We start from the raw sequence: 20,905 nt of genomic DNA on the forward strand, positions 1-20,905 counted from the left end.
ATCGCCGCTTGTGGTTGGCGCGCGGCAACTGTAAATCTGCCTTGATCCGTAATGAAATGAGGGCGCCATGCGCATTGCGAAAGACCTTGCCGACGCAGTCGGAAAAACACCACTTATCCGATTGAAGCGCATCAGCGAGGAAACCGGGTGCGAAATTCTGGGGAAGGCCGAGTTCATGAACCCCGGCCAGTCGGTCAAAGACCGCGCCGCGCTCTATATCATTCGGGACGCCATCGCACGGGGTGAGTTGAAGCCCGGCGGCACGATCGTCGAAGGCACCGCCGGGAACACCGGGATCGGTCTGGCGCTGGTCGGGGCCTCGATGGGGTTCAAGACTGTAATCGTGATCCCGGAAACCCAGTCCGAAGAGAAAAAGGACATGCTGCGTCTGGCCGGTGCGCAACTGGTGCAGGTGCCTGCCGCGCCCTATCGGAACCCCAATAACTTCGTGCATTACTCGCGCCGTCTGGCCGAAGAGCTGTCGCAGACCGAACCCAATGGCGCCATCTGGGCCAATCAGTTTGACAACGTGGCCAACCGTCAGGCGCATGTGGAAACCACCGGGCCTGAGATCTGGGAACAGACCGGCGGTAAAGTCGATGGCTTTGTCTGCGCCGTGGGCTCCGGAGGAACGCTGGCCGGTGTCGCCGATGCATTGCAGCCAAAGGGCGTTAAAATTGGCCTCGTCGATCCGATGGGTGCGGGGCTTTATTCCTACTACACCACCGGTGAGATCGCGATGGAGGGCAGCTCGATCGCCGAAGGCATCGGTCAGGTGCGCATCACCAAGAACCTCGAAGGGTTCAAGCCCGATTACGCCTATCAGATGACCGATAATGAGGCGTTGCCACTCATCTTCGATCTGCTGCGCGAAGAAGGACTGGTTATGGGCGGTTCGACCGCGATTAACATGGCAGGTGCAGTGCGTCTGGCCAAGGACCTTGGGCCGGGCCATACGATCGTGACGATCTTGTGCGACTACGGCACACGCTATCAGTCCAAACTGTTCAACCCGGAATTCCTGCGCGAAAAAGAACTGCCGGTACCCGATTGGATGACCGAAGCCCCACGCAGCATTCCCGGCGTGTTCGAGGACGTGTGATGTTGCGACAGGTCCGCCTGTTCCTGGCGCTTGTCTCGGTTTGTATAGCGGTTCTGTGTGGCCCAGCGGTCGCGCAGCTTTCGGACAGACAGAGCGAGTATTATCAGGGCTGGGTCAAAACAGCGGACCGAGCCGAGACCGTGATCGAAGCGGATCGCGCCTCGAACGCAGCGCTCGAGAATCTGCGTGCGGAAATTCATACGTACCGCGATGACTTCAACCGAGCACGCGGCGCGAATACCGAGCGTATCCAGACGCTTGATGCGCAAATCAAGGCGCTGGGTCCCAAACCCGAAGGTGACGCGACCGAGCCCGAAGACATTGCCGCTCTGCGGGCCCATTTGGAAGAACAGCTGAATACGCTTCAGGTCCCGCAGATCATTTCGGAAGAGGCGTTCAGCCGCGCCAATGGCCTGATCACCGAAATCGACCAGCTCTTGCGGACCCGGCAGACCAAAGAGCTGTTGGAGCGGGGACCGTCGCCGGTCAATCCCGTGTATTGGGGGCCGGCATGGACCGATCTTCGCGAAGCAGGTCAAAGCCTCTTTAACGAGGCGCGTCGAAACTTTGGCACGGATGTCGTGCATGAAAATCTGCGCGATCAGGGGCTGGGTATCGCCCTTCTGGTGGCAGTTGCCGGGGTTTTGCTGTTCTTCGGCAAGCACTGGTCCGAGGTGGCCGGAAACTACATGCGGCAATTCGGCGGGCAGGGCAGTGGGGTGTGGACCTTTCTGACATCGCTGCTGCGCATTCTTTTACCCTGGCTGGGGGTCTGGCTGGTCGTCAAGGCCATTGTCATGTCCGGACTTCCCGGCTTTCGCGGCACATTGCTGCTGCAAAACGTGCCATATTGGGCTGCGATCATTTTCTATTTCGACTGGATCGGGCGGCAAGTCTATGTGCTGCAAGAAGCACAGGGGTTTAAACGTTTGACCGCCAAGCGCGTGGCTGAGTTGCGGGTCTATCTGGACGTTCTGGCCGTGCTTTTGATCCTGCATGAGCTGGTCGACCTATTCGAGCAGATCGAGAATATCTCGGATGCGACGCGCGCTGTTGTCGGGTTCCCCGTCACCATTGTGACCGCACTGGTCCTGTTACGCGTGCGACAGATCCGAAGCACCGAAGCCCCGCTGGATGCTGATGATGGGTCGCTGGCTCGGGGTACGGGTTTGACCCAGTTGATCGAGTTTCTCCGCCGGGCATTGTTCCTGTTGGGTATAGCCAGCCCAATTCTGGCTGTCATCGGCTATACGAATGCCGCCGAAGCGATTGTCTATCCTGCGGTCAAATCACTGGTCCTGATTGGGGCACTGGTCATCTTCCAACGTTTCCTGACGGCCGTTTATGGCTGGATTTCGGGGCAGGGCGAGGCGGCGAAAGATTCGCTTTTTGCGGTCTTGATCGGGTTCGCGATGGCGATCTTTGCGTTGCCAGTTCTGGCGATCTACTGGGGCGCGCGCGAAACCGACTTACTCGAGGTCTGGTCCCGCATCCTGCTGGGTTTTGACATCGGTGGCGTGACGATTTCACCGAAGAATTTCTTTACCTTCCTGATCGTCTTCCTGATGGGCTTTGGCCTGACCCGAATGCTGCAAGGGGGGCTACGCAGTTCCCTGCTGCCCAAGACCAAGATTGACCCCGGTGGCCAGAACGCGATCGTCGCCGGGACAGGCTATGTCGGAATTTTCCTGGCGGCGCTCTGCGCCATTATGGTGGCTGGGTTCGACTTGTCCTCGCTGGCGATTGTTGCTGGTGCGCTGTCGGTCGGTATCGGCTTTGGCTTGCAGACCATCGTGTCTAACTTTGTCTCGGGTATCATCCTGCTTGTCGAGCGTCCGATCTCGAAAGGCGACTGGATCGATGTTAACGGGATGATGGGCTATGTGCGCGATATCTCGGTCCGTTCGACACGGATCGAGACGTTCGACCGATCCGATGTGATTGTGCCGAACTCGGACCTGATCAGCGGTGTGGTGACGAACTATACGCGCGGCAACACGGTCGGGCGAGTGATCGTGCCGGTCGGGGTCGCTTATGGCACCGATACCCGCCGGGTCGAGGCGATCCTGGGCGAGATTGCCAATGCGCATCCCATGGTTTTGGCTAATCCGGCCCCCAATGTGGTGTTTCAGGGGTTTGGCGCAGACTCGCTGGATTTTGAAATCCGGGCTATCCTTCGAGACGTCAACTGGATGCTGTCCGTGAAGTCGGACATGAACCACGAAATCAACCGCCGGTTTGTCGAAGAAGGTATCGAAATCCCGTTTGCCCAACGCGACGTCTGGCTGCGCAATCCCGAAACCTTGCGTGTGGCGGATCCCGCCCAGGACAGCGCGGCACAGGCGTCTGCGCCCGCATCCACGCCGATCGAGATGACCGAGGTTGACCTGTCAGGCGGGGACGGGGACGAGCCTTGACGGGTTTCGCGACCCTTTCCGCAAAGCGAAAAAAACGCTCTAATCGGGCCTTGCAAATCCCCAAGCGATAGTCCAAATATCGCCCGCACGGAGAGGTGGCCGAGTGGTCGAAGGCGCACGCCTGGAAAGTGTGTAGGCGGGAAACCGTCTCCAGGGTTCGAATCCCTGTCTCTCCGCCACAATCCCTCAATTCTCGAACCTCAGATATACCCCCAGACTGTTTTGGCCCGAGGCGAATTTCTCCTTGGACCTTAGGTCGCTTGCCTGCTGGTTTGTTGTCTGAACGTCGCATAGTTTGACCGCTTCAGATAAATAACCGCTTTTGTGGCAAGTTGGGCGCAATGCTGCCATATCAGTCGGGCATCGGGACATCGTTGTGTAGTCCGAAACGGCAATGTGACAGATCGGTAACTACAGGCTGAAATCTGGCGTGTTTGCATTAGCGGCCGTTTCGGCTTGAGATATCAAGGGTAAGGACCCGAAAACTAGGAGTTGACCGGCCTCGCATGGCGGGGTTGGGATGTGCCTAAAACGAGTAGGGCAATTTGCCTGCGGAGGTTAGATGTTATTGTCTGTTGTTGTCCCTTGCATGAACGAAGAGGACTCTCTTCCCATGTTGGTGGACCGTCTGATCGCTGCGACCAGGGCCTGGGCCTCGGAGGTTGAGATCGTGCTGGTTGATGACGGCTCAACGGACAAGACCTGGGACGGCATTTGCGCACAGGCGGATCGACATTCATGTGTGCGCGGCTTGAAGTTGTCGACCAATCGCGGACATCAGGTAGCACTGACCGCAGGTCTGATGGCAGCCAAAGGCGAGCGGATTTTCATGCTGGACGCGGACTTGCAGGATCCGCCGGAATTGCTGTCGGATATGATGGCGATGATGGATCGTGGGTATGATGTGGTCTATGGTCGGCGTAGTGAGCGCAAGGGCGAAAGCTGGTTCAAGAAGATGACCGCGCACGGGTTTTACCGCTTACTGAATCGCCTGTCCGATGTTCCGATCCCGAATGATACGGGCGATTTCCGGCTGGTCAGTCGCCGCGCGCTGGATGCGGTTTTGAACATGCCCGAGCGATCTCGGTTCATTCGCGGCATGTTTGCCTGGGTCGGGTTTCGCCAGATTGGCATTGAATACATCCGCGACCCCCGCGTGGCCGGTGAGACTAAATATCCGATGTCCAAAATGATTAGGCTGGCCTTTGACGCTCTGTCCAGCTTTTCGATTAAGCCCCTGCAAATCGCCACGCGCCTTGCGTTTCTGACCCTGATCATTGCGGCCTTGATGGCCGTTTATGTGTTCTGGTCCCTAATCCTTTATAGCACTGTGGCTGGTTGGGCCTCGACCGTTCTGGTGATCAGCTTCTTCTCGGGCATTCAACTGCTGACGCTCGGCATCATCGGCGAGTATCTTGGTCGCCTTTATGTCGAGGCCAAGGGCCGCCCGTTGTATTTTGTCGATGAACATGTCGGGCAATCCACGGATGTCTCGGTTAAGGACGTATCAAAGCAGGCATGACCGATACACGTCGCATATTCCGCTTTGCGGTCGTTGGTACAGGCGTGGCTGTCTACTATTTCCTGACATATCTGGGGTTGTTGCGGCTTGTCGGCTCACCTTGGATTGCCAATGCGCTGGCTTTTGGAACCGCGATCTTGATCCAGTATATAGGTCAGTCTGTCTGGACCTTCGGCAAGCCCGTCATGGCGCCGGCTCAGTTTGGTCGGTTCTTGTGCATGATCGGCATCGGACTTGTCGTTTCATCAACCATTACAGGTGTTTTGGGGCCTCGGTTTGGACTGTCTCAGCCCGTCACCGCCGGACTAGTAGTCATCGTCCTGCCTGTCATAAATTTTGTGATCCTGCGGCTTTGGGTCTACCGCGAAGAAAAGTCACTTTGAAAGAGTAGCTATGTCTCACATCTATTCGAACGAATTCTTTGATTATATCGACCGCGGAGCCCGCGAATCCGCTGTCCGGCTGATCCGTTGTCTTCAGACATGGGTCAAGCCAGACAGTGTTGTCGATTTCGGCTGTGGCCGAGGTGTCTGGCTGTCGGAATGGTCTGCGGCGGGATGCCCGGATATCGCCGGTGTAGACGGAGACTATGTTGATCGTGAGCGTCTGGCCATTTCACCGGATGCTTTTTTTGGAAAAGACCTAACTCAGCCCGTCGATCTTGGGCGGCGTTTTGGTCTGGCCCAATCTTTAGAAGTCGGTGAGCATCTGCCGCATGAGGCCTCGTCCAGTCTTGTGCAAAGCCTGACAGCCCATAGCGACCTTGTGTTGTTCTCGGCGGCGGTCCCGGGGCAGGGCGGAGAGTTCCATATCAACGAGCAACCTTTATCGTTCTGGCAAGGGCTGTTCGAAGCGCAGGGGTACACGGCCTACGATTGCCTGCGCCCAAAACTGTTTTCCGACGGGGCAATCGAGCCCTGGTACCGCTACAACAGTGTGCTTTACGCCAATGCGGCTGCAGCAGCGTCCTTACCGCCTGAGGTTTTGGCAACAAAGGTTGCACCCGGAGCGCTGCGTGAGGTTGGAACCTTCGGTTGGAACTTGCGAAAGATGATTGTCCGGCGACTGCCATTGCGTACGGTCACCGCAATCGCGCAAGCCCGCGCTTCAATTGTCGCACGGTCTCATCGGAGCAACTGATGACCGCGCGTTCGGATATAACGCTGGTTTTCTGGCTGACGCTGCTTTGCCTCGGAACTCTGATGGCGACCTATGGGCCATTTCTGAGCGATCCATTCGTCCGTCATGACGACTTTCCCGCCTTGCTGGGCCATTTCGACATGGCTTATAGCAAGGCGCTAGATGAGGGGCGCTGGCTAAATTTCTGGTGGCAGTTTCGACCGTTCCTCTGGCCTGCACCGGTCAATTTTGCATTGTACCTTCTGGGTTGGTCGATCTTTTCTGCATGCACCGCGATCATAGTCCTGGGGCGCTCCATGCCTGCGTGGTTCCTGTGCGTCATGGCATTGTTCGTCGCGTTGTCGCGGCCGGCTTTTCTGATATCGTTCTGGTTCAACACTTTGCTGCCCGGTATCTGGGTACTAGCGCTGTTTTCACTGGCCGTAGTTTTTCTGTCCCATCGGGCGTCAGTTCTGTTGCTGATCGTGGCGGTGCCATTGTCGTTTATGGCTTACACCACGTACCCGTTCATGATGTTGAGCCTTGTTTTGCTGTCCCGAAAGGCGCCGCAAACCTATGTCAGTGCGGGCGTAACACTGGTGGTTTTTTTTGCGAGCCTCGCATTGGCCTTCGGTGTGGTCTACTCGTTGAATTTCCTGCATCACGGAGTGTTCGACATTCCGGTGGCCGAATGGCGCGACCCGACCGAGGTCAAGTCGATAAGCGATCTGGCATTGAACTATCAAAAGCTTAAACTGCACCTGTACGAAAACTTGCATCGCGTCGGCAGCGGGTCTTTGTCCAACGGGGTGTTTTTGGTATCGCTCTTCGCGGTCTCGTGGCTTTACCTGTTTCGGCGTCAGCGTTATGTGGCAACGATTGTACTGGTCGCGGTTCTCGCCGGTTGTGGCCCTTTGTTCGCCAAAACGCTGACATCAGGTCTTAAGGTTCCGTTTCGGGCACTTGGTTGGAACTGGATTTTGTTCGGTTACACCCTGACAATGTCGGTGTTTATTCTTACGAGCACATCCACCCGGTTGGCCAGCGTCGCGCGCATTGTGATCATGTGTGTTCTGTTGATCGCAACAATCCAATTCGGACGCATCACCTACGGCACCTTTCCTCTTTGGCAAAAAACAACGCGGGCTTTGGCGGATGAGATCCCAGACGGGATGAACCGTGTGCAGCTTTATGGTAGCTACTACGGATTGGAAGGCGCGCGCGAGACGTTCATTCAGTTTGATCGCGGATTGCGTCTGCGGTTGGAATATCTGACTGGGGCAGAGGTTGTATCGTGCGACACGACACCAGACGAATGTACGGATGCGACCCCGCCATTTGATCCGCTGGGCTGGACGCATACATCTTTAGTCGAAACGGATGGCACCGTGGCATTTGTCCTGCTGCCGAGCCCGCCGGTCGGGCCATAGTCTGAGCGTGGTTTAGGCAGGTTCGAGATTACGTTGCGCTGAATCTCTGTCTCTGTCCTGTCGACGGTAAAAAACACATTTGTAACCACAGGGCGAAGGATTTATGACCCTGACGCAAGGTGCCAGTTTATGCGGCCGTCGGCCATGGCGCGCCCCCTTTAGGTATCGGATCCAAATGATTGACCTGACTGACCACACCCCATTGCGCAAAAGCCGAAATTACCTGATCTTTCAGCACCCCGATCGGCAGGATGCCTTGCTGAAAGTGCGCGCGGATGTCCCGGTGCGCGATCACCGGATTCCGCGCTATGCGGAATGGCGCTATGGTAACCTGCGCCAATGGAACCGCGAAGCCAACGAATACCTGGCCGCGCTGCATCGCGGCTGCCCCGAGATTGAACGTCTGGCCCATTTCATGGGGTATGCACCGACCTCATTGGGGCCAGCGCTTGTTGTCGAGAAAATGACGGGACCAGATGGAGATCTGGCGCCGACAGTCTACAAGGAATGGATGTCGCTCAAAGAGGATCCCGCTGGACGCAAACGCCTTGGGGAAGAGTTCATGGAGTTGCTGGACGACCTGGAACGGGGGCGGATCATCGTCGGCGACATGAGCCACGAAAACATTGTGCGGGCCGAAGAACGCGGCGGCAAATTGGTGGTGATTGATGGTTTGGGCGAACGTGTCTTGTTTCCGCTGGCCTTGTTCAGCGACTGGGCATTTCGCAAGTCCATGCAGCGTCGTCGGGAACGGATGGGCAGCATGTTTGGAATTCGCTCTTAGGGCTGCATTTCTGCTAGGATCCCCGGATGCATGAGGAAAACAGGATCACGATCGGATTTCTGCTGTTTGACGGCTTTCCGATGGCCTGCCTTACCTCCGTCATCGAACCGCTTCGGGCGGCCAATGAAATCGCCGGGAAGCAAGCCTTTGGATGGGTGCTTGTGTCCGAGCGTGGGCAAAAGGTTCAATCCAGTGCGGGTGTGGGGTTTGAAGCCGCGCTAGCCCTGACAGGGTGCAAGGATATCGACATCCTGTTTCTGCTCAGCAGTCCGACATCCGGGTTTGCCGATCCGCGCACTGGAAACGGCGCGTTACGTGGATTTGGTCGGCACGGCACTGTCCTCGGCGGCATTAGCGGAGGCGTATTCCCCCTTGTTCGCTCGGGCGCGATGGTGGATCAGCCGGTCTCGGTTCATTGGTGTTATGAAGCGGCGTTCGAGGCTGAGTTTCCCGACATAGACGCGCGCAGTGAAGTGATTGTGCGCACCGATACGCGCTGGACCGCCGCGGGCGCGGCCGCTGGATTTGATCTGGCGTTGCACTTGATTTCAGATCGTCTTGGCAGCGAGATCGCGCATGAGGTCGCCTGCTGGTTTCAGCACCCGATGATGCGAGGCGCAGGGGTGCGTCAAAAAGTTCCCGACACAACTGCACCTGGTTCAGGTGATCAACTGCCCCCGTTGGTTGCGCGTAGCGTTGAGCTATTTGCCGGCCATCTGAGCGAACCGATCTCGATTGCAGAAGTTGCCGGGCAGATGAGGGTCACGCCCCGCCAGATCGAGCGAGCTTTCAAACAGGCGACGGGTCAAAGCCCAAGCCACTACTATCGGTCTATGCGCATGAAAGCCGCGCGCCAGATGGTTATGTATACGAAAGACCCGATTGCACAGATTGCCGCTGCAGTCGGGTACAGCTCAGTCACGCCGTTGGTATCGCACTACAAAGCGGCCTTTGGGCTCAGCCCGGCAGAGGACCGTCGCCGGATCAACCGGTTCCGGGTCGAGGACAACGCGCCGCTGCCTTCGATCTGATTGTCTTAATGGGCCGAACGCATGGCCGCCAGAACCGCATGGTGCAGCGATCCGGCCGATGATCTGGGACCATAAAGGCTGACATGGTCGGCGCTGCGGCACAGGATGAAACACCCGATGTGATGAACTGCGCCCCGCGCGACGTGACCGGACTGAAACTGACGTAGGTCCAGTTGGCATAGCAATTCCAGAACCGCGTTGACCCCGTCGCCCCGCAAGTCGAACCGCGCCCAAGCATCCGTCTGCTCAGTGACAGAAGCGACGGTTCCAACGGCGGTCTTGACGTGGGCGGCAAGGTCTTCGTGGGTGGCAATGGGGGCTTCGATCATCCATTGGTCCGGGCCGGACCAGAAGGCGGTCACAGGGTCTCCGGCGAAACGCTGCGCGGTCGGCGTTGCGGTTCCGATAAGCCGCGCCAATTCATCCTGCGTTGCAGCCTCGTGCCCCAACCGGGCAGTGACTGAGGCCAACGCCACATCTGGGACTTCAGAACATGTGACCGGACCGACCGTATCCACGCGTGGCGTGGTGCCGCCGAGGGCGGTTAATGCAACAAGATCATGCACGCAGGCGTTCTCCTTCGGGGTCAACGAAATGAGCCGAGACAATTTCGACTTCGACATTCAATTCGGTCAGGGGTGACACAAGGCGCATCTTCTCGCCCATCCGCGCGTCGCCGCGTTTCAGCAGGCCCAGCCCGATATGACTGTTCAGATTGGGCGAATAGGCCGCCGAGGTAACATAGCCCTGATCATGTGTCGCATCGACCGGGCCATCTATATTCATCAAATGGCCCCCGGCGGTGATCTTTTCCTCGGGGTTGACCGGTTTCAGCCCGACCAGTTTCAGTACATCCGGTGCGGTCAACGCTTCACGCTCGGACAGAACAGAGCCAACGCTGTCTTTCTTCTTTGACACCATCTTGCCCAGACCAAGGTTCAGCGCTGTAGTGGTGCCGTTCAACTCATTGCCGACCGGGTGGCCCTTTTCGATACGCATCACGCTCAGCGCTTCGGTACCATAAGGGGTGACGTCGAACTCTTTGCCTTCGGTCATCAACCGCCGCATTAGTGCGTCGCCATAGCGCGACGGGACGGCGATCTCGAACGCCAATTCGCCCGAGAATGAGATACGGAACAGCCGCGCCCTCAGCCCGCCGCAGACGGTGATCTTGCCGCAGGCCATGAAGGGGAACGCCTCGTTCGAGATATCGAATTCGGGGTCCACGATCTTTTGCAGCAGCTTGCGCGAATTTGGTCCCGCAACCGCGTATTGCGCCCAACCATCGGTGGTCGAAATCAGCTGAACATCCATGTCCGGGAACAGGCACTGGCGCACGAATTCCATGTGACGATAAACACTTACAGCATTCGCCGTGGTGGTGGTGACAACGAAATGATCCTCGGCCAGCCGTGCGGCGGTGCCGTCATCCATGACCATCCCATCCTCGCGCAGCATCAGCCCATAGCGCGTTTTGCCCACTGCAAGCTTGGCAAAGCCGTTGGCGTAGACGCGGTTGAGGAACTCGGCAGCATCCGTGCCCTGCACGTCGATCTTGCCCAGCGTGGTGCAATCGCACACCCCGACCGAGGCGCGGGTTTGGCGCACCTCACGGTCGACGGAGTCGCGCCAATGCGTCTCACCGGGCAGGGGAAACCACTGCGCACGCAGCCAGTTCCCAGCCTCGACAAACACCGCCCCGCGCTCCTTGGCCCAATGGTGCGATGGGGTCAGGCGGGTCGGGTGGAAGTCCTTGCCCGTCATTCGGCCCGCGAAGGCACCGATGGGCACCGGTGTATAGGGCGGGCGGAAAATGGTTGTGCCGGTTTCGGGGATCGACTTGCCCGCAACCTCGGCCATGATCGCAAGGCCCGTGATGTTCGAGGTCTTGCCCTGATCGGTGGCCATGCCCAGCGTGGTATAGCGTTTCAGATGCTCGACCGAGCGGAAGCCTTCCTGATAGCTGAGCTTCACATCTTTGACCGTCACGTCGTTCTGCTGATCGACCCATGCGCGTTTGCAGCCTTGCACATACCAGAACGGCTTTAGCGCCATGGGCGCGTCCTCGGCTTCTGGCAGGTCGGGCTGGGTGGTCAGGTCCAGCGCGGCAGCGGCCGCTTCGGCTCCCGAGCGCAGTGCGCCATGGGTTGACATGACGCCATTGGCAGAACCCGCGACGGACATGCCAACCGGTAGGTTTTCTCCCGGAACGAAAGCAGCAAGGGCTTCGTTCCAAACAGGGCGTCCGCGTTGGTGGCAGGTCAGGTGGACATTCGGGTTCCAGCCGCCCGACACGCCCAGCGCGCCACAATCCAGTGTCCGGGTCGAACCATCGGGCAAGGCGACCTCGACAAAGCTCAAGCCCAGACGGCCCCTGGTGTTTATGACCTGCGCGCCTTTTAGCACCTCATAGTCATAGCTGAGGGGGGCATCTTCGCGCACATCGACCACGGCGGCGATTTTAACGCCCTTGGCGTGTAGGTCATCGGCCGTGCGGTGGCCGTCATCATTGCTGGTAAAGATCGCAACCCGCGGCGAAGCTGTCACCGCAAAGCGATTGGCATAAGTCCGCAGCGCGCTGGCGGTCATGATGCCGGGGCGGTCATTGTTTTCAAATGCAATGGGACGCTCGGTTGCTCCGGCACACAGCAGGGCCTTTTGGGTATAGATGCGCCACAGGATCTGGCGCGGTTTGCCAGCAGGCAGCGAGGGCAGATGATCACCCGTCCGCTCGACCGCCCCATAGATTCCATGGTCAAACGCTCCGATCACCGTGGTGCGCGGCATCAGCCGGACGTTCGGCATTGCCAACAGTTCGGCCACGGTTTGTGCCGTCCAGTCGGGGGCGCTGTGGTCGCCGACCGAGAAGGTCTCGCTGTTCAGGCGTCCGCCCAGCGTGAAATCCTCGTCTGCCAGTATGACATCTGCGCCCGCACGCCCGGCGGTCAACGCTGCCATCAGGCCCGCAGGTCCGGCACCGATGATCAGCAGATCGCAGTGACGAAACCCCTTGTCGTATTCATCCGGGTCCGCCTGCATCGACAGTGAGCCAAGGCCAGCGGCGCGGCGTATGATAGGCTCGTACAGCTTCTCCCAAAACGCAGCGGGCCACATGAAGGTTTTGTAGTAGAACCCCGCCGACAAGAAGTTGGAAAACAAGTCATTCACCGCCAGCGCGTCGAACCGCAGACTGGGCCAACGGTTTTGCGAGTTTGCGATCAACCCGTCGTACATCTCGATCGTCGTGGCGCGGGTGTTGGGTTCCTTGCGGGCGCCTGCGCGCAGTTCCACCATGCCGTTGGGTTCCTCGGACCCCGCCGTCAGCAATCCGCGAGGCCGGTGGTATTTGAAGGACCGCCCTATCAGTCGTACATTATTAGCCAGCAGCGCCGAGGCCAAAGTGTCGCCGGGATGCGCGGTAAAGCTGCGCCCGTCGAAGTAGAATTTCAGGGTTGTATCGCGGTCGATTTGCCCGCCGGTAAGTCGGTTCACTTGTGTCATTTCGAACGCCCCCGCGTGCGGGCCACATCGCGGGCCAGTTCCACCTTGGAAATCTCATGGGTCAGAGTATTGCGGGTCACGACCAGCCACGAGCGATCCCCGGCCTCGTGATACCAAAGCTCGCGATGCTCACCGGCGGGATTGTCGCGCAGATAGGCATAGTCATAAAACGCGTCGGCGGCATTCTCGGCCGTCCCGTCGGGCCGGTCGATCAGGGATGCATCGCCCAGATAGGTGAACTCTGAGGCATCGCGAGGCCCAAGCAGAGGGTGATTGATGATCATATCCGTGGTCCCCTCTAGTGCAGGTTGGGCTGGTTGCCCGCGCCTTTTTCGTCGATCATCCGACCGGTGCGGAACCGGTCCAGACGATAGGCGGTGGCAACGGGGTGCGGTTCATCTTTCGCCAGCAAATGCGCAAAGCAATAGCCCGAGGCAGGCGTGGCCTTGAACCCGCCGTAGCACCAGCCGCCATTGAAATAGAGCCCCTGAACCGGGGTGCGGTCGATGATAGGTGAGCCATCCATCGACATGTCCATCACACCGCCCCACATCCGCAGCAAGCGCGCGCGGCCGATCATGGGCATCAGCGCCATGCCGCCCTCGCACACATCCTCGACCACGGGTAGGTTGCCGCGTTGGGCATAGGTGTTATAGCCGTCGATATCGCCGCCAAAGACCAGACCGCCCTTGTCGGATTGGCTGACGTAGAAATGCCCCGCACCAAAGGTGATGACGCTGGGCAGAACGGGCTTCAACCCCTCGGACACAAACGCCTGCAACACATGGCTTTCAATGGGCAAACGCATCCCGGCCATGCCCATCACGCGGCCCGAGTTTCCAGCGACCGCACAGCCCACTTTGCTGGCTCCGATAAAGCCTTTTGAGGTTTCGACGCCCAGGCAGGTGCCATTTTCAATCCGCAGGCCCGTGACCTCGCAATTCTGGATTATGTCGACCCCGTGCAAATCCGCCGACCGCGCATAACCCCAAGCCACCGCGTCATGGCGGGCCGTGCCCGCGCGGCGCTGGACCAAACCGCCTTTGATGGGAAAGCGGGCGTCGTCAAAATTCAGATAGGGATGTTCGGCCCGTACCTGATCGGCGTCCAGCAGTTCCGCATCCGCACCGTTCAGGATCATCGCATTGCCGCGCCGCGTATAGGCGTCGCGCTGGCCGTCCGTGTGGAACAGGTTGATGATCCCGCGCTGGCTCATCATAGCGTTATAGTTGACGTCCTGCTCCAGCCCCTCCCACAGTTTCAGCGAGAATTCGTAGAAGGGCTCATTCCCGTCCAGCATGTAGTTCGAGCGCACAATCGTCGTGTTGCGCCCAACATTGCCGCCCCCGATCCAGCCTTTCTCGACCACTGCCACATTGCGCTGGCCGTAGACCTTGGACAGGTAATGTGCCGTTGCCAGACCGTGACCGCCGCCGCCAATGATGATGACGTCGTAATGAGGTTTTGGGTCAGGCTCGCGCCAGACCGGTTTCCAGCCCTTATGGCCGGTCAGTGCCTCTTTGATGACTCGAAAGCCGGAATATCGCATGAATCGGACCTTTTTTTACAGAATTCATTATTTTGGTGCGGTTGGGTATCCTCAGATGCGACATCGGTCTGTCTGAATCAGACCCAAGTATCTGAATGATGAACCGATGGTGGGGGGTAACACTCAGGTTGCCTAAGGTTGTTTGCGGCCTCGCCAAACTCTCCGACCTACTTCGACAGCAATCATAACATAAGTGCAGATAGCGCAGCTGTTGATGATGCGCTAAACCTGTGGAAACACAGGGAGAGCAGGCATGAAACTGAAGGCGCCGAATTTCACAGCACCGGTAGATGCGGTCGTCCGTCAGAGCCTGCCTCCGGTCATCTGCTACCCGCCGGATAGTTTGCCGCAACCCGACATCGCCGGGCTGAATGCTCTTCGACAGGGGGCGAAGAAAACGGCCGAGGCGACGGCGGCCCCGCGCGATGCAGTTTGTGTCGAGGTGCCCGCAGGGGCCTTTCTGCGCGTGCTTTCGGTGGATGGCCCACAGGTGGGCGATCTGAACATGTGGAACAAACATGACCTGACCGAGCGGTTTTATTCGGGTAAAACCCGCGCTTTGCACGGTACGCATTTGTCCACCGGCGACCGTATGTGGTCTAGCTTTCCCAACATGCGCCCGATGGCGACCATCGTCGGAGACACGCTGGACTGGTATGGGTTCGATGCCTACGGAGGATCGGTCCATGACGTGATCGGGACGCGCTGTGATCCTTATACGGGACGGTTGCTGTCGGGGGACGACTATCACTATTGCTGCCATTCGAACCTGACCCGCGCCTTGGCCGATCATTGCGACCTGCCGCTGCACGAGGCCGAGATGCATGTGCATGATGTGCTGAATGTCTTCATGTGTACCGGCTTTACCCGCGACACAGGGCAGTATTTCATGAAGGCCAGCCCGGTGCGCCCCGGCGACTATCTGGAATTCTACGCCGAGATTGACCTGATCGTGGGTCTATCGGCCTGTCCCGGCGGCGATTGTTCATCCGAGCATTCGTCAGACGTGGCCGCCTGCTATCCGCTGGTGATGGAGGTCTATGATCCCGGCGAGGATGTCCGCGCGGCCCATGTTCAGCCCGCGCGGTCCGCCTATGATCGGACGCACGGCACGGGCTAGGCGGTCAGGCGGCGGCCCAGACGGTCCAGCATCCGGCAACACAGGTCCAGCTGCTCGATCTCGACATATTCGTCGGCCTTGTGCGCTTGGGTGATTGAGCCCGGCCCACAGACGATGGCGTGAACGCCAAGCTGCTGGAACAGACCGGCCTCGGTGGCGAAGGCTACAGTGCCTGTGCCGTTGGCGCCGGTCAGTTCGGCCACCAATTTGCGGGCAGCGTTGTCCTCCATCGGCTCCAACCCCTGAACTTCGGCGACGACGTCCTGCGTGATGCTGGCTTCGGGGTGAACGGCCTGCATTTCGGGTAGTAGCGTGTAGTTAATGTAGTCGCTGAGCGTCTGGTTAACGAGATCGGCGTCGCTGGCCTGAACCGGGCGCATTTCCCAGCCGATCTCGGCCTTGCTGGCGATCACATTATGCGCGACGCCGCTATTGAAGAACCCGACATTGATCGTGGTCCATGGGGGTTCAAACGCGCTGCCCGCCGGTGCGCGCGATTTCAAAATATGGCGCAGTTCAAGCAACTTGCCCACATAACGCGCGGCGTATTCAGCGGCATTCACGCCGTCATCCGGGGCCGAGCTGTGACCTTCCAGCCCGGTAAAGCGCGTGGTGTATTCAAAGCAACCCTTATGGCCTTCGATCACCCGCATTTCGGTCGGTTCGCCGATGATGGCAATGTCGGGCACGATGCCACGATGGGACAGGTCATTGACCAGATTCTGCGCGCCCAGACACCCGGTTTCCTCGTCATAGGTAAAGGCGAAATGCAGCGGTTGGGTCAGTTTGCCGGCGTCCAACCCTTCGGCAAAGGCCAGAGTCGCGGCGATGAACCCTTTCATATCGCAGGAGCCGCGCCCATACAGGCGGCCATCACGCTCGACCATTTCGAACGGGTCCGAGGTCCAGTCCTGATCGGCCACCGGCACCACATCCGTATGACCAGACAGCAGGATACCTCCGGGTATGTCAGGCCCGAGTGTTGCAAAGACGTTGGCCTTCTTGCCCGTCGCATCGCGCGTTTCGATACAGCGCGCACCCAGAGCCTCAAGCCGGTCGGTCAGATAGCGGATAATCTCAAGATTGCTGTCGGCCGAGACCGTCTCAAACGCGATCAGATCGGCTAGAATGTCTTTGGTTCGTTTAAGGGTCATGGTTTCACGAACAGCTTTCTTGGACGGTTGCAGAGACATTCGGCGGGTCCGGTTTCGGTGATCAGGATGGTCTCAGTGATCTCAAGTCCCCAGTCGTCCATCCAAAGACCCGGCATAAAGTGGAACGTCATGCCGGGTTCCAGCACGGTTTCGTCTTCCGCGCGCAACGATATGGTGCGTTCCCCCCAATCGGGCGGATAGCTGAGGCCCACCGGATAGCCGCAGCGCGCACCGCGCTCGATTCCGGCGCGTTCCAGCGGAGCGGCCAGCGCAAGGGCGATGTCGCGGGCCTTATTGCCCGCACGGGCGGCATTCAAACCTGCCTCAAGTCCCTCCACCAGCGCGGCTTCGGCCCGTTGCAGGTGGTCTGGGGGCTGGCCCAGAAAGACCGACCGGCAGAAGGGCGCGTGATAACGGCGATAGCAGCCGGACAGTTCGAAAAACGTGCATTCGCCGGATTTAAAGGGCGCGCCGTCCCATGTCAGATGCGGCGCGGCGGCATCGGACCCTGAAGGCAGCAGGGGCACGATCGCGGCAAAGTCCCCCCAATCCTCACCCACGCCCGAGATCGCATCATGGTAAATCTGCGCCACCAGTTCGTTCTTGCGCAAGCCGGGTTCGATCCGTTCAATCACGCCATCAATCACATGTTCCGAAATCCGCGCAGCTTTGCGCATCAGGGCGATCTCTTCACCGGATTTCACGGCACGCTGCCAGTTCACCAAAGCGTTGCCATCGACCAACGTGGCCTGAGGCAATTCGGCTGCCAATGTCAGATGCGCCTTGGCCGAGTAATAGTAATTGTCCAACTCAACCCCGATACGCGCCTGCCCAAGGCCACTCTCAACCAGCAACTGAGCGAGGTCTTGCATCGGGTGCCGCTCTGTTGATTGAACATAGCCATCCGCATAGTTGTGAATGCGGTCATCGCTCATCCAGACCGTGCGCCGCGCGCCGTTGGCGTCCTGATTGCGGCCCCACCAGATTGGATCAGTATCGTGTAGGACGACGACGCCCTGATGCACGTAAAAGGACCAGCCCTCATACCCGGTCAGCCACGTAATGTTTGACGGGTCCTGTATGAACAGCGCGTCCAATCCGGCGTCAGCCATGGCCGTACGTGTCTTGGCAAGCCTGCGATCGTATTCGGCGCGGGTGAAGGCCGGATTGGCATGGGGCATGAGGCGCTCCTATCGCGATGGAGTTTCCGTTGACAGAACGGGACGAATGCAGTCACGTCAATGGGCAACTCAGGAAAGATACCCCAGTGAAGATCACCCTCAATCCCCATCGCGGCGGGCAGAAACTCGCCGGCTCTGCTCCGTACCCTTCTATAAATGCTGCTCGTGTAGCGGATCTTCTGGCGCAATGTCCGGCGGCGGGGGAAACCGCTTTGGTCGATGCCAAGGGGCTGGCCGATGTGGCGAATCTGTGGATCAAGGACGAGCGCGGACGCATGAATCTTGGGTCGTTCAAGGCCCTTGGCGCGGCCTATGTGATTGCACGACATGCTGCGGATGTGTCGGATTTGCCTGCCGAAACAACGCTTAGCGGCCGGACCTATGTCACCGCCAGCGCCGGAAACCACGGGATGAGCGTCGCCGCCGGGGCGCGGATATTCGGCGCGGATGCGGTCGTCTATATCGCCGAGACCGTGCCCGAAGGCTTTGCTGACCGCCTGAGGGCGCAAAACGCAACGGTCGTGCGACACGGCGTGGACTATGCCGCCAGCATGCAAGCTGCTAGTCAGGCCGCGCAGGATAACGGCTGGACTTTGCTGTCCGACAGCTCTTGGGAGGGGTATTTTGAACTGCCCCACACTCTGATGGAAGGCTATCTTCAAATGGCGGCCGAGGCCGTGCGTCAATGCCCCGAGGTGCCGACGCATATCATGCTGCAAGCCGGTGTTGGCGGTTTGGCCGGGGCGGTCGCGGCCTATGCCCGGCATGTCTGGGGCGATGCGCCCCGGATCATCGTCGTCGAACCCGACGCCGCGCCCGCCCTGCAAGCCAGTATCGAGGCCGGAGCTTGCGTCTTTGCCGACGGCCCGGACAGCATCATGGGGCGATTGGATTGCAAAGAGCCTTCGCTGATTGCTTTGAACGGATTGGCGCGGGACGCCGATGTGTTCCTGACTTTGACGGATGATGAGGTCGCGCAACACCTGCCCGCGATGTCGGAGGCCGGTGTGGCCACAACGGCATCTGGCGGCGCAGGCGTGGCCGCCGTCATGAACCCGCACGTTCGCGCCGAACTGGGTATCGGTCCCGACGCACGGGTCTTGTGTTTTTTGTCCGAGGTCGCGGAATGAGGGGGTTTGACTCCGCCGAGTTTCAAGCGCGGCTGACGCGCGCGCAAGACAGGATGGCCGAAGCGGGCCTGTCTGCCTTGCTGCTGACCACTGAGCCCGAGATTCGTTATTTCACCGGCTACCTGACCCGGTTCTGGGAAAGCCCGACGCGGCCTTGGTTTCTGATCGTCCCGGCCAGCGGGAAACCTATCGCGGTCATCCCCTCGATCGGGGCTGCTTTGATGGGCCAAACCTGGGTCGAAGATATCCGTAGCTGGAGCGCGCCGGACCTGTCGGATGACGGGGTCAGCCTGTTGGCCGAGACTTTGAGTGAGGTCACTCCGGCTGACGCGACAATCGGCGTGCCGGATGGACATGAAACTCATGTCCGGATGCCTATGGCGGACTTGCTGCGGCTTCAGACGCAATTGGGGTCGCGGAAAGTCTCGGGCGATGCTGGGATTCTGCGAACCCTGCGCATGATTAAATCCGAAGCCGAGATATCCAAGATCGAAACCGCCTGTGCCATAGCCGGGCGCGCATTTCAGCGCGTGCCCAAGATTGCCGGGCGCGGGGTCTCGATTGATCAGGTCTTTCGCCAGTTTCAGATGCTGTGCCTTGAGGAAGGCGCGGACTGGGTACCTTACCTTGCGGGCGGGGCCGAGCAGGGTGGCTATATCGACGTCATTTCACCCGCTCCGGAAAGCGAGATGAGTGATGGCGATGTTCTCATGCTGGATACCGGTTTGGTGTGGGATGGGTATTTCTGCGACTACGACCGCAACTGGGCGGTCGGCGCGCCCACGGACGCGGTGCGCAGGGCCTATGCGGCGCTAATCGACGCCTCGGACAACGCATTTCAAATCGCGCGCCCGGGGGCCACTGCGTCGGACCTGTTTCATGCTATGAATGACGTTCTGTCCCGCCACAACGCCGATACCGGGGCCGGAAGGCTGGGGCACGGGCTGGGGATGTCGCTGACCGAATGGCCGTCATTGATCCCGTCTGATCACACGGTGCTTGAACCCGGCATGGTACTGACGCTTGAACCGGGCATTGCGGTTGGCGGCAAAATCCTAGTGCATGAGGAAAACATCGTCATCAATGACGGTGCGCCGCGCTTCCTCAGTCCACGCGTTGGGCCGGAGTTGCCTGTGATATGAGTTACTTACCTTACGAACTGGAACCAGACGATCCACAGGTCACACCGATGGGTCTGATCGTTCTGCAAACGGATGAAACGATCGAACCCGAGTTCAACGCCTATTTCTCGGACCGTCGCGCGCCGATTTACGTGTCCAGAATTCCCAGCGGTCACGAGGTGACAACCGACACCCTGTCGCAAATGGAGGCCGCATTGCCCGCAGCGGCGGATCTGTTGCCGAAGGCGAGGCCCTACAAAGTGGTTGGCTATGGGTGCACCTCGGCTAGTTCCGTGATTGGCTCGGCTGCCGTTGAGAGAATGGTGCAGAAAACCTGTGCTGCAGCGAGGGTTACGAATCCGCTGCGCGCGGCGTCTGCTTGCGCTGCGGACAGAGGTGTGTCCAAGTTTGCGCTGTTGTCCCCGTATATCGAAGAAGTGAACGAACCGTTACGCAAAGCCTTTGCTGAAAACGGGATTGAGATGGGTGTTTTCGGCTCGTTCGGAGAAGCCGAGGAAAGCAAGGTCGTCCGAATCTCACGCGAGTCCGTGGTCGAGGCCGCCGTGCGGTTGGGAGCTGATTCGGCAGTTGAGGCTGTGTTCCTAAGCTGTACGAATCTAAGAACTTTCGATGCGATACCTGAGATCGAAAATCGGCTGGGAAAACCTGTTCTGTCCAGCAATCAAAGCCTTGCGTGGCATATGCGGCACCTGAATTCAGCCTGAATTTCAGGCGGCTGGCGGC

The 20,905-nt window shown here is 59.0% G+C and carries 18 protein-coding genes and 1 tRNA gene; 13 read left to right on the forward strand and 6 right to left on the reverse strand.

The features are described 5' to 3' along the window. Window positions 1-67: 67 nt before the first annotated feature. The 9 genes from GOV80_RS10775 to GOV80_RS10815 all read left to right on the forward strand — a co-directional run bounded on the left by GOV80_RS10775 (window position 68) and on the right by GOV80_RS10815 (window position 9,405). The gene (locus GOV80_RS10775) at window positions 68-1,102 is read left to right on the forward strand and encodes a cysteine synthase A (RefSeq protein ID WP_170769549.1); all 1,035 of its coding nucleotides are present in this window, start codon (window positions 68-70) and stop codon (window positions 1,100-1,102) included. Next, window positions 1,102-3,519, forward strand: a complete 2,418-nt coding sequence (locus GOV80_RS10780) for a DUF3772 domain-containing protein (RefSeq protein ID WP_170784591.1) — start codon at window positions 1,102-1,104, stop codon at window positions 3,517-3,519. Before GOV80_RS10775 ends, GOV80_RS10780 begins: the two co-directional genes overlap by 1 nt. Window positions 3,520-3,608: 89 nt before the next feature. Next, window positions 3,609-3,698: transfer RNA gene (locus GOV80_RS10785), tRNA-Ser, on the forward strand. Window positions 3,699-4,081: 383 nt separating this feature from the next. Then, the gene (locus tag GOV80_RS10790; protein ID WP_170769551.1) at window positions 4,082-5,041 is read left to right on the forward strand and encodes a glycosyltransferase family 2 protein; all 960 of its coding nucleotides are present in this window, start codon (window positions 4,082-4,084) and stop codon (window positions 5,039-5,041) included. Next, window positions 5,038-5,424 (forward strand): GtrA family protein, encoded by a 387-nt coding sequence (locus GOV80_RS10795; RefSeq protein ID WP_170769552.1) that lies wholly within the window; start codon window positions 5,038-5,040, stop codon window positions 5,422-5,424. The genes GOV80_RS10790 and GOV80_RS10795 overlap by 4 nt, the downstream gene beginning before the upstream one ends. 10 nt (window positions 5,425-5,434) lie before the next feature. Further along, window positions 5,435-6,181: a methyltransferase domain-containing protein gene (locus GOV80_RS10800; protein ID WP_170784592.1), complete on the forward strand. Its 747-nt coding sequence runs from the start codon at window positions 5,435-5,437 to the stop codon at window positions 6,179-6,181. Next, window positions 6,181-7,590: a hypothetical protein gene (locus GOV80_RS10805; RefSeq protein WP_170784593.1), complete on the forward strand. Its 1,410-nt coding sequence runs from the start codon at window positions 6,181-6,183 to the stop codon at window positions 7,588-7,590. The genes GOV80_RS10800 and GOV80_RS10805 overlap by 1 nt, the downstream gene beginning before the upstream one ends. Window positions 7,591-7,765: 175 nt before the next feature. Beyond that, window positions 7,766-8,374: a YrbL family protein gene (locus GOV80_RS10810; RefSeq protein ID WP_170784595.1), complete on the forward strand. Its 609-nt coding sequence runs from the start codon at window positions 7,766-7,768 to the stop codon at window positions 8,372-8,374. 26 nt (window positions 8,375-8,400) lie between these two features. Next, the gene (locus tag GOV80_RS10815) at window positions 8,401-9,405 is read left to right on the forward strand and encodes a GlxA family transcriptional regulator (protein ID WP_170769556.1); all 1,005 of its coding nucleotides are present in this window, start codon (window positions 8,401-8,403) and stop codon (window positions 9,403-9,405) included. A 5-nt stretch (window positions 9,406-9,410) separates the two neighbouring features. Here GOV80_RS10815 and GOV80_RS10820 read toward each other — a convergent pair whose 3' ends face one another. The 4 genes from GOV80_RS10820 to GOV80_RS10835 are packed head-to-tail and all read right to left on the reverse strand — an operon-like array spanning window position 9,411 to window position 14,455. After that, window positions 9,411-9,971 carry a sarcosine oxidase subunit gamma gene (locus GOV80_RS10820; RefSeq protein ID WP_170784597.1) on the reverse strand — a complete coding sequence of 187 codons (561 nt, stop codon included), beginning with the start codon at window positions 9,969-9,971 and terminating at the stop codon, window positions 9,411-9,413. Continuing rightward, on the reverse strand, window positions 9,964-12,906 hold the full coding sequence (locus GOV80_RS10825) for a sarcosine oxidase subunit alpha family protein (protein ID WP_170784599.1): 2,943 nt from the start codon (window positions 12,904-12,906) through the stop codon (window positions 9,964-9,966). Before GOV80_RS10825 ends, GOV80_RS10820 begins: the two co-directional genes overlap by 8 nt. Further along, window positions 12,903-13,190 carry a sarcosine oxidase subunit delta gene (locus tag GOV80_RS10830; RefSeq protein ID WP_170784601.1) on the reverse strand — a complete coding sequence of 96 codons (288 nt, stop codon included), beginning with the start codon at window positions 13,188-13,190 and terminating at the stop codon, window positions 12,903-12,905. The genes GOV80_RS10825 and GOV80_RS10830 overlap by 4 nt, the downstream gene beginning before the upstream one ends. Window positions 13,191-13,204: 14 nt before the next feature. After that, on the reverse strand, window positions 13,205-14,455 hold the full coding sequence (locus GOV80_RS10835; protein WP_170784603.1) for a sarcosine oxidase subunit beta family protein: 1,251 nt from the start codon (window positions 14,453-14,455) through the stop codon (window positions 13,205-13,207). A gap of 253 nt (window positions 14,456-14,708) precedes the next feature. Between GOV80_RS10835 and GOV80_RS10840 the strand changes: the two genes are divergently transcribed. Continuing rightward, the gene (locus GOV80_RS10840) at window positions 14,709-15,575 is read left to right on the forward strand and encodes an urea carboxylase-associated family protein (RefSeq protein ID WP_170784605.1); all 867 of its coding nucleotides are present in this window, start codon (window positions 14,709-14,711) and stop codon (window positions 15,573-15,575) included. On the opposite strand, the gene argE is transcribed toward GOV80_RS10840, so the two are convergent. Continuing rightward, entirely contained in the window at window positions 15,572-16,768 is a 1,197-nt protein-coding gene (gene argE, locus GOV80_RS10845) for an acetylornithine deacetylase (RefSeq protein WP_419555629.1), read from the reverse strand. The two genes, GOV80_RS10840 and argE, sit on opposite strands and share 4 nt — an antisense overlap. Further along, window positions 16,726-17,910, reverse strand: a complete 1,185-nt coding sequence (locus GOV80_RS10850; RefSeq protein ID WP_170784607.1) for a M24 family metallopeptidase — start codon at window positions 17,908-17,910, stop codon at window positions 16,726-16,728. The genes argE and GOV80_RS10850 overlap by 43 nt, the downstream gene beginning before the upstream one ends. A gap of 86 nt (window positions 17,911-17,996) precedes the next feature. On the opposite strand from GOV80_RS10850, the gene GOV80_RS10855 reads away from it, so the two are divergent. The 3 genes from GOV80_RS10855 to GOV80_RS10865 are packed head-to-tail and all read left to right on the forward strand — an operon-like array spanning window position 17,997 to window position 20,886. Then, complete coding sequence (locus GOV80_RS10855; RefSeq protein WP_336510151.1) at window positions 17,997-19,040, forward strand: pyridoxal-phosphate dependent enzyme; 1,044 nt, start codon at window positions 17,997-17,999, stop codon at window positions 19,038-19,040. Beyond that, window positions 19,037-20,182: a M24 family metallopeptidase gene (locus tag GOV80_RS10860; protein ID WP_170784611.1), complete on the forward strand. Its 1,146-nt coding sequence runs from the start codon at window positions 19,037-19,039 to the stop codon at window positions 20,180-20,182. Before GOV80_RS10855 ends, GOV80_RS10860 begins: the two co-directional genes overlap by 4 nt. Further along, window positions 20,179-20,886 (forward strand): maleate cis-trans isomerase family protein, encoded by a 708-nt coding sequence (locus tag GOV80_RS10865; protein WP_170784614.1) that lies wholly within the window; start codon window positions 20,179-20,181, stop codon window positions 20,884-20,886. Before GOV80_RS10860 ends, GOV80_RS10865 begins: the two co-directional genes overlap by 4 nt. Window positions 20,887-20,905 lie beyond the last annotated feature (19 nt).

This window comes from Ruegeria lacuscaerulensis (genome assembly GCF_013034685.1).
Lineage (GTDB): Bacteria > Pseudomonadota > Alphaproteobacteria > Rhodobacterales > Rhodobacteraceae > Ruegeria > Ruegeria lacuscaerulensis_B.

Bases quoted from the DNA above. Each gene is read 5' to 3' on its own strand.
- GOV80_RS10775 (WP_170769549.1), top strand. From the start codon at position 68: ATGCGCATTGCGAAAGACCTTGCCGACGCAGTCGGAAAAACACCACTT.
- GOV80_RS10780 (WP_170784591.1), top strand. From the start codon at position 1,102: ATGTTGCGACAGGTCCGCCTGTTCCTGGCGCTTGTCTCGGTTTGTATA.
- GOV80_RS10790 (WP_170769551.1), top strand. From the start codon at position 4,082: ATGTTATTGTCTGTTGTTGTCCCTTGCATGAACGAAGAGGACTCTCTT.
- GOV80_RS10795 (WP_170769552.1), top strand. From the start codon at position 5,038: ATGACCGATACACGTCGCATATTCCGCTTTGCGGTCGTTGGTACAGGC.
- GOV80_RS10800 (WP_170784592.1), top strand. From the start codon at position 5,435: ATGTCTCACATCTATTCGAACGAATTCTTTGATTATATCGACCGCGGA.
- GOV80_RS10805 (WP_170784593.1), top strand. From the start codon at position 6,181: ATGACCGCGCGTTCGGATATAACGCTGGTTTTCTGGCTGACGCTGCTT.
- GOV80_RS10810 (WP_170784595.1), top strand. From the start codon at position 7,766: ATGATTGACCTGACTGACCACACCCCATTGCGCAAAAGCCGAAATTAC.
- GOV80_RS10815 (WP_170769556.1), top strand. From the start codon at position 8,401: ATGCATGAGGAAAACAGGATCACGATCGGATTTCTGCTGTTTGACGGC.
- GOV80_RS10825 (WP_170784599.1), bottom strand. From the start codon at position 12,906: ATGACACAAGTGAACCGACTTACCGGCGGGCAAATCGACCGCGATACA.
- GOV80_RS10830 (WP_170784601.1), bottom strand. From the start codon at position 13,190: ATGATCATCAATCACCCTCTGCTTGGGCCTCGCGATGCCTCAGAGTTC.
- GOV80_RS10835 (WP_170784603.1), bottom strand. From the start codon at position 14,455: ATGCGATATTCCGGCTTTCGAGTCATCAAAGAGGCACTGACCGGCCAT.
- GOV80_RS10840 (WP_170784605.1), top strand. From the start codon at position 14,709: ATGAAACTGAAGGCGCCGAATTTCACAGCACCGGTAGATGCGGTCGTC.
- argE (WP_419555629.1), bottom strand. From the start codon at position 16,768: ATGTCTCTGCAACCGTCCAAGAAAGCTGTTCGTGAAACCATGACCCTT.
- GOV80_RS10850 (WP_170784607.1), bottom strand. From the start codon at position 17,910: ATGCCCCATGCCAATCCGGCCTTCACCCGCGCCGAATACGATCGCAGG.
- GOV80_RS10860 (WP_170784611.1), top strand. From the start codon at position 19,037: ATGAGGGGGTTTGACTCCGCCGAGTTTCAAGCGCGGCTGACGCGCGCG.
- GOV80_RS10865 (WP_170784614.1), top strand. From the start codon at position 20,179: ATGAGTTACTTACCTTACGAACTGGAACCAGACGATCCACAGGTCACA.